Source organism: Kitasatospora sp. UYEF31 (assembly GCF_057291755.1).
This window is the reverse complement of the sequence record NZ_JBXAWK010000013.1, coordinates 119,718-126,557: the sequence shown is the minus strand read 5'-3', so window position 1 is coordinate 126,557 and position 6,840 is coordinate 119,718. Positions and strand designations below refer to the sequence as shown.

The following is a 6,840-nucleotide window of genomic DNA, read 5'->3' as shown; positions in this document are numbered from 1 at the left end:
CGGGCAGCACGGCCCCGGCGGGACCGCCACCCAAGGGCGGCCAGGGCTTCCAGCTCACCCCCGACCACTTCGACACCGCCGGCGGCGGCATGCACCGCGCCGCAACCCGCATGCAGAACGCCCACGACAAACTCACCGGCGTGATCACCGCCAAAGGCGACTTCATGCAGCGGGACAGCATCGGCCAGGCCTTCGCCAAAGCCTTCCAACCCATAGCCGACGGCCACAGCCGCGCCGGACAGACCCTGCAGAAATCCGTCGCCAAGACCGGCGACGGACTCAAGAGCAACGCCACGACGATGCGCGGCGGCGAAAAGAAGGCCAAGACCCGGATCGACAAGGTCACCACTCCGACCGGAGACGGCAAGAGCCCGGGGACGACGCAGGGGCCGTCCGGCCCTGGCGCGAAGAAGCCTGTCCGGACGTACTATATCGACGACAAGGGCACCGTCCACCGGGTGGAGAATGGCAAACTGGTGCCGCTCGATGCCACCGACACGGGGCCGATCCGCCGGATCGTGAACGACGATGGAAGAACTGTTCGCGAAAAAAACTACGTTGATCCTAAGGATGGAATCACAAGGCGAGTACCAGTTTCCTCATCGGACGAGCAATGGGAAAATTTGCAGCAAAAGGACAGGAATGCCGGACGGCCGCCGCGGACCCTGCTCCAGTCGCACCCCCTCACACAGCCCTCGGATCTATCTCGAGCTGTTGAGGAAACTCGCCAGGCAGTCTCAGCTGCCGGCCAGAAGGGGTACAGCGGAAAGAACTATGCCTCATTGAGATATGCCGATGCCGACGGAGAATTCATCCTCGTCGGACGCAGCAGCAACAAGCGAAATCACTCAGAACGGTCCATTGGAACACCTTTAGTACACAACAACATGCAGTACCAGGTCACTGATCTCTACACCGAACGCGCCCCGTGCGTAACCACTCCGATCGGCAAGAATTGCGAACGCTGGTTGAGCCAACACTTGTATGATCCACAGCTCAATCCAAATCTTAACGTCACTTACTCGACGGAATATGACTCGTCGATATCTGACAGGAAACCGCGAGAAAAGGCCTTCGATGAATACCTGACCGACCTCAAGAATGACCATAAGGTCGGCAATTTCAGCGGCACCGGCGGTCGACGACCTTACACGTACTGAAAAAATTCCCAATAAGACCTGAGGTATTTAAATGCTCTTCGATATCGACCACGCAAAACTCCTGGAAATATTCCCCGAACAGGACATCCTGCGCACAGCCAGGGAAAAGCTTCTAGAATTTATCGGCACCGGAGAGGTTCTAGACTTTCTCTGCGAAACGGGAATCCCGGAAGGCGCATTCTCCATGGTCGCTCCCGCAATTGTCCCCGGGTTGAACAACGATGATCCCGGTTTTATCGACCTGACCGACATCAAGAAAGTTGAGACCGAGTTCGGAAATCTGGTTCTTTTCGGCGGATTCCAGGACTTCTACATATTCGTGAACCCGCAGGATGGCAAAGTCTACGCCTTCTTCGAAATGGGCGAGAATTTCGAATTGGTCAACAGTGACCTCTCGTCATTCTGTACAATGCTCTATCTGCTCAAGAAAGAAATCTTTCTGGATTCAGAAGATCCAGAGAACGACATCCGAGAAAGCGGGCTAGCCACCATCCGCGCGGCTGTGGAACCGATCGACCCAGTTCCGTTCCGCAACGACTGCCACCTGTGGGTTTCCTACCTCACCGCAGTCGAAGACGGCATCTTCTAGGCTCCGGGTAAGGTGACACAACCATGAGCTCCAACCTCGCCTCCGCACTCACCAAACACTTCGGCCCCCAGGGACTGCGCCGCTATCCGACCGGGGCTGACGCCCCATCGGCCGCTGAAGAGTTCCTGGCCGCCACCGGCCTGCCCGTCCAGGTCGGTCCGTACTTCACCGTCCCCGAAGGCGATGAACCCGCCGATCTGGCGGAGTACGCCGCGGGTTCCGGGCTGACCGACGACCCGGTGCCCGCCGGGCTGCTGCGGCTCGGCACCGACCGGGGCGCGGAGCTGTACGTAGACCGGGACGGCTCGGTCAACGCCGTTCTCCTCGGCCTGGACATGCCGCAGCTACCCGTCAACAGCACCGTGGAAGCCTTCGCCGCCGGGCTGCTGATGCTCGATCAGACACTCGTACGTATCACCGGAACGGCAGACCAGGACGAAGCGCTCGGCTTCTACCGGGAGTTGCGGACCGCGCTCATGGCAGCGGACCCGCAGTCCTTCGAGGACCGCGAGGGCTGGTGGCCCCGGGTCCTGGACGACATCCGGCTCCCCCTGAACGCCGGCCCGTCCGCGGCCTTCGAGTTCGTGGACGCCCACGGTGAGAAGCAGATCGTCTCGGAGGCAGGCGGCCCCGGGCTGCCCCACCCGGAGGAGATCCTGTGGGAGCGCCTGGCCGCTGTCGGTGTGTCCGGTGACTCCGTCACCCGCGTCTACGGCGAGCTGGAGCCGTGCGTGATGCCGGGTCATTACTGCGCCCTGTGGCTCGGCCAGGTCTTCCCCAACGCCGAGTTCACCCACAAGTTCCCGTACGGGCAGACTGCGGAATCGCGCGAAGAAGGCACCCGGGCGCTGCTACTGCACATCGCCGGGCTCCAGGAACAGTAAGAAACCTTTCCAACGGGAGCATCAGTTGACGGACTCGACCTTCCGGCTGCCACCGCTACGCGCCGGGAAACAGGACGCGGGGAAGGCGCTCCTGAGCTGGCTGCACGACACCCGCGCACCGCGACTGTGCAAGGTCACCGGGTCCGCCGGGGCGGGCAAATCCCACCTGCTGGCCTGGTTGGTGACCACGTGTGGGACCGAAGCGGCCCCGACGCCCTTGCGAATTCACGGCATCGTGCCCGTCGACGGGCTGACCGTGGAGAACACCGTGTGGGTGCTGGCCCGGCAGCTGGGTGTGCATGCCCGCACCCCCGTCGGACTGCTTGAGGCCGTGGCCGCCGACAAGCGCCCGACCACCCTGAGTGTGGCCGATCTCGGGAGGGCCGGCGGCCCCGGCCTGCCGGACGAACCCCGCCGTCTTGTCGAGGAACTCCTCAACCCGCTGCTTGAGTTCGACCATGTGCGTCTTGTCGTCGAGGTGGTCGCCGGAACGCCGGAGGATGAAACCTTCGTCACGCTCTACGCCCCGGCGACCCTCGATCTCGACGACCCGCGCTGGACCGACCGGGACCGCTTCTCACGCTGGTGCGCCTCGCTCGCCGACGCTTCGGGGGATCCCGACGCGGTCTATCCCTCCCCCGGCCGGGCCTTGGGCCTACTTCGCCCGGACGGTGGATCCGCCCCGGTAAGCCCCCAGGACCTCCTGGAGGCGCAGCCGACCGCGCTGCTGCGACAAGCGATCCGAGCCGGCACGGCAGGACCGTTCCTGGCGAACCCTCAGTTCCTTGTGCAGGCCCGGCCCGAGGCAGTCACCGCCGCCTTCGCCGCCGTGAGTGGCCAACCGCTCGCCACCGCGTGGCAGGAGGCCGGACCGGGCCTGGTCGACCAGCCCGACTCCGCTGTCCGTGCGGCCGTCCTGCACACCCGGCTGACCGGCCGGGATTCCGTCGCCGCCGACCGGCTGGCACCGATGCTTTCCGGCGCGGGCTGGCGCGCCGTGTGGGCGCACTGGCGGACCGGCGTGACGGGAACACCGAACTCCCGTTGGCCTGGGGCCGCATCGGCCCTGTGCGCCGGGCACGGACCGTACGAAGGTTGTGTCCTGATCGCCGATCCGTCAGGGATGGTCCGGGTTCTGCGGGCCGCTGACGGCGCGCCCTTCGGCCGTACGGTCGTGCCCGGCCCGATGCCGACGCACTCGTTGACCTGCGCGGACAACGGAACGGTGTTCCTGATATCCGACAGCGGCGGCATCGACGTGACCGGGACCGCGGACTACGACGACCCGCAGCTCCAAAGCACGTTCGATGCCCTCGACCGGCTGCACCGGGCCGCCCAGGGCCGCCCGACCACTCTGGCGGCCGTCCCCGGGGCACTCGACACCGTCCCCGCCGTCGGTGACGCCGACGGTGCGGTCCACTGGCACACCGCCGCGCAAGAGATAGCACCTGCCGTTTCCCTCGCCGACCGGCTGGAAGGCGGTTCGGTACCAAGCGGTTCAGGCGTGCGCTCTGTTTTCCCCCACCGGGGCCCGGTGACCGCGTTGGCCGCAACCGCTCTGCACATCGACGCGGAATCGCGCATCCCGCTGCTGATCAGTGGCGGCGCGGACGGGACGGTACGGGTGTGGAACCCGATGTCCGACCCGATGAACGAGCCGATGGAACAACACGGTTGTCCTGTCACAGCCGTCGCAGCACAAGCCAGCCCCACCGGACCGACAGTCGTCACGGCGTGGGCTGACGGCCTGATCCGCGTGACCCGCCCGGGCCACGAGCGCGATCTGGACATCAGGTTGGGCTCCGCCGTCCTGTCCTTGGCAGTGACACCGGATGGAACTGTCATAGTCGGGCTACCGGACGGCGTTGTCGGCATCCGGCTGAACGGCTGAGCCTGTTCCGCTCCGAATGGGCTCCAGCCGCTCATGGTCAGAGGTCGATGATCCCGTTCCCGGGTTCGAGCAACAGGCACGGCCACCGCTGTGTTTCCTCGTCCGACCAGGCCGCCGGATCCACCGCAGCACGGACTGCTCCGGGAGGCCGAAGGCAGACGCCCCTTGCTGCTTGAAATCCGTACGACGGCCGACGGGTTGGCCCTGGTCGCCCCGGGCTCCGCACCGGTTCCGTTCCCGCACCCGGCCGGCGGGCCTCGTCACAGGGTTGCGGACACCGGGCTTTCGTACGGTGCACTGGTCTCCGCCTTCGGGGATGCCGCGGTGACACTGTTCCCGCCCGGTTCGCTGAGTCCGCTGCTCGCCGATCCGACGGCTCGTTCCGTGCTCAGCGAAATCGGGCTGCCCGACGGGACGTTCATCGATTTCGTCGCGGAATTCGAGGAGCCGACGGAGGCTGAGCAGACGGGCAACCCCGTTGTCCTCCTCGGCTATTGGGTGGACGACGAAGTCTTCCTCGACGGCGTGACCGGCCAGGTGCTGATCCTGGACGGCGACAACGCCGGACTGGTCAGCAGCGATCTCGCGGCCTTCGTCGAGTTCCTCCTCCGGCTCACCGTCACCGACCATGAGCGGCCCAGGGAAGGCCCGGCCCGGGAGGCGGCCGGGCACGCGTTGCGCACCTGGATGGCGGAGCGGGACCCCGCCGCGTTCGGCCCTGAGGCGTCTCCCTGGTGGGACATCCTGATGTTCGACTTCACCGAAGGCGTCTGGGGCTGACCCCCGTTCTGCTTCCGCAACCGATGAAGGTGTGTGCGTTGTCCGCTGAACGCTTCCCCGAAGACGTCGACCAAGTCCTGCGCGCGGCCGGGTGGTTCCCCGGTCGCGATGTCAGCGACAGCTTCTCCGGCTGGATCTCCGCGATGGACCAGCAGATGCGGGAGAAGGAGATTCCGGGCGAGGTCTTCCCCGCGCTGCGCGCCGCCCTGGCCGAATTCGGCGGCCTCGCAGTCGAACAGTTGGGTCCAGGGGTGAACATCGGCCGGTTCAGTTTCGCCATCGGCGACATCCAACCATGGCTCAACGCCGATGGCACGCAGGAGTTCAGGGACTGGCTTGAGGAACTGCCCCTCGGATTCGGAAGTTCGGAGGGCGGCGAAAGCGAGCTGATCATGGGTGAAAGCGGGAAGGTCTACGCGTTTCATCCGGTCGGTGGGCTCTTCCACCAAGGCCAATCCATGGATGACGCGCTCATCGGGCTCATCCGCGGGATCAGTGGCGGGGAGGTCCCCTGCGACATGCCGTTCTACCTCCTCCCGAAGTGCGTCAGAGGACTGGAGGCCGTCAGCCGGGGCGAATCAGTTATCTTCACCTTCACCCCCGCCAGCAGAAGCAACATGACCTGCGGCGACTACGAAGCCAGCCGTACGACCGCCTGGGGTGACGCGGAACCTGAACATCACCCGCTGTTGCGGCGCTTCTTCGAGACTCTGCCTGTCGTGTCCCGCGAACCCGGCATGGGCCGCTGCCCTGAGGCTGCGCTCCTCTCCGATCTCCTGTGGGAGATGCAGGAGGACTGGGGTGACCCCGAGATGGAATCCACCTGGGCCCGCGAGTCCTTCGAGCTCAACAACACCTCCGTGACAGTCCGTCATATTCGCGAACGGGGCGATCTCAGAAACGGCTCTTTCCAGCCTCCGTGCCGGTCGTGCGCGGCGATGCTGGAGCACTTCGGGATCGAATTCGGGTCGGGTACGGACACCCTCACGCCACGCCCCCTGCCCACCGGCCCACCTCAGGCCGGTCTGGCACTCGGCAGGCGTGACGACGCTCGGGCACAGGAATGGAAGTCCCAGCTGACCGCGTTCCGGTCGCCGGACGGCCACGGTCACGCCGTCCATCCCGCAGCCGTCGAAATCTGGGCGGAACACGGCGGAACACACTTCGAACAGCACGGCGCCGGTTCGGAGTTCGCGCTCTCGTCCTTCACCATCAACCTGACCGTCGCGCTGCATACCTCCTGGTTCTGCCTTGCCTTCGGAAGACGCCTCGGGCACACAGTTACCCCGATCGGACATCTCCGGGACGGTACGGCGTTCCTGGTCGCCGACGCGACAGGCCGGGTCTTCTCGGTAGACCACACCGGCGAGTACTTCCTCGGCTCGGACATCAACGCGGCGTTGAACACTCTTCTCGCCGGCAGCGCCATGCCCCGGGTGCGGCAGGACGGCAATTGGTGAAACTGGCCCCTGGACCCGGCCTACGGTCGAGCTGACTGCCGATCAGCAGTCAGGACGGTGCCTCGGCGCATCCATC

Annotated in this window: 6 protein-coding genes; all 6 read left to right on the top strand. The window is 65.4% G+C overall.

All coding sequences use genetic code 11. From position 1 onward, the window contains the following. Positions 1-1,160, top strand: a 1,160-nt coding sequence (locus AC0Z36_RS09425) for a nucleic acid/nucleotide deaminase domain-containing protein (RefSeq protein WP_485462289.1), incomplete at its 5' end; no start/stop codon positions are given. A 31-nt stretch (positions 1,161-1,191) separates the two neighbouring features. Beyond that, positions 1,192-1,749, top strand: a complete 558-nt coding sequence (locus AC0Z36_RS09420; protein ID WP_485462288.1) for an SUKH-4 family immunity protein — start codon at positions 1,192-1,194, stop codon at positions 1,747-1,749. 23 nt (positions 1,750-1,772) lie between these two features. Further along, positions 1,773-2,633 (top strand): nucleic acid/nucleotide deaminase domain-containing protein, encoded by an 861-nt coding sequence (locus AC0Z36_RS09415; RefSeq protein WP_485462287.1) that lies wholly within the window; start codon positions 1,773-1,775, stop codon positions 2,631-2,633. A 25-nt stretch (positions 2,634-2,658) separates the two neighbouring features. Then, complete coding sequence (locus AC0Z36_RS09410; RefSeq protein ID WP_485462286.1) at positions 2,659-4,524, top strand: WD40 repeat domain-containing protein; 1,866 nt, start codon at positions 2,659-2,661, stop codon at positions 4,522-4,524. Positions 4,525-4,689: 165 nt separating this feature from the next. Continuing rightward, positions 4,690-5,304: an SUKH-4 family immunity protein gene (locus AC0Z36_RS09405; RefSeq protein ID WP_485462285.1), complete on the top strand. Its 615-nt coding sequence runs from the start codon at positions 4,690-4,692 to the stop codon at positions 5,302-5,304. A gap of 38 nt (positions 5,305-5,342) precedes the next feature. Next, a complete protein-coding gene (locus tag AC0Z36_RS09400) occupies positions 5,343-6,764 on the top strand; it encodes an SUKH-3 domain-containing protein (protein WP_485462284.1) in 1,422 nt (473 codons plus the stop codon). Positions 6,765-6,840 lie beyond the last annotated feature (76 nt).

Coding starts and splice junctions, on each gene's coding strand:
- AC0Z36_RS09420 (WP_485462288.1), top strand. CDS start 1,192: ATGCTCTTCGATATCGACCACGCAAAACTCCTGGAAATATTCCCCGAA.
- AC0Z36_RS09415 (WP_485462287.1), top strand. CDS start 1,773: ATGAGCTCCAACCTCGCCTCCGCACTCACCAAACACTTCGGCCCCCAG.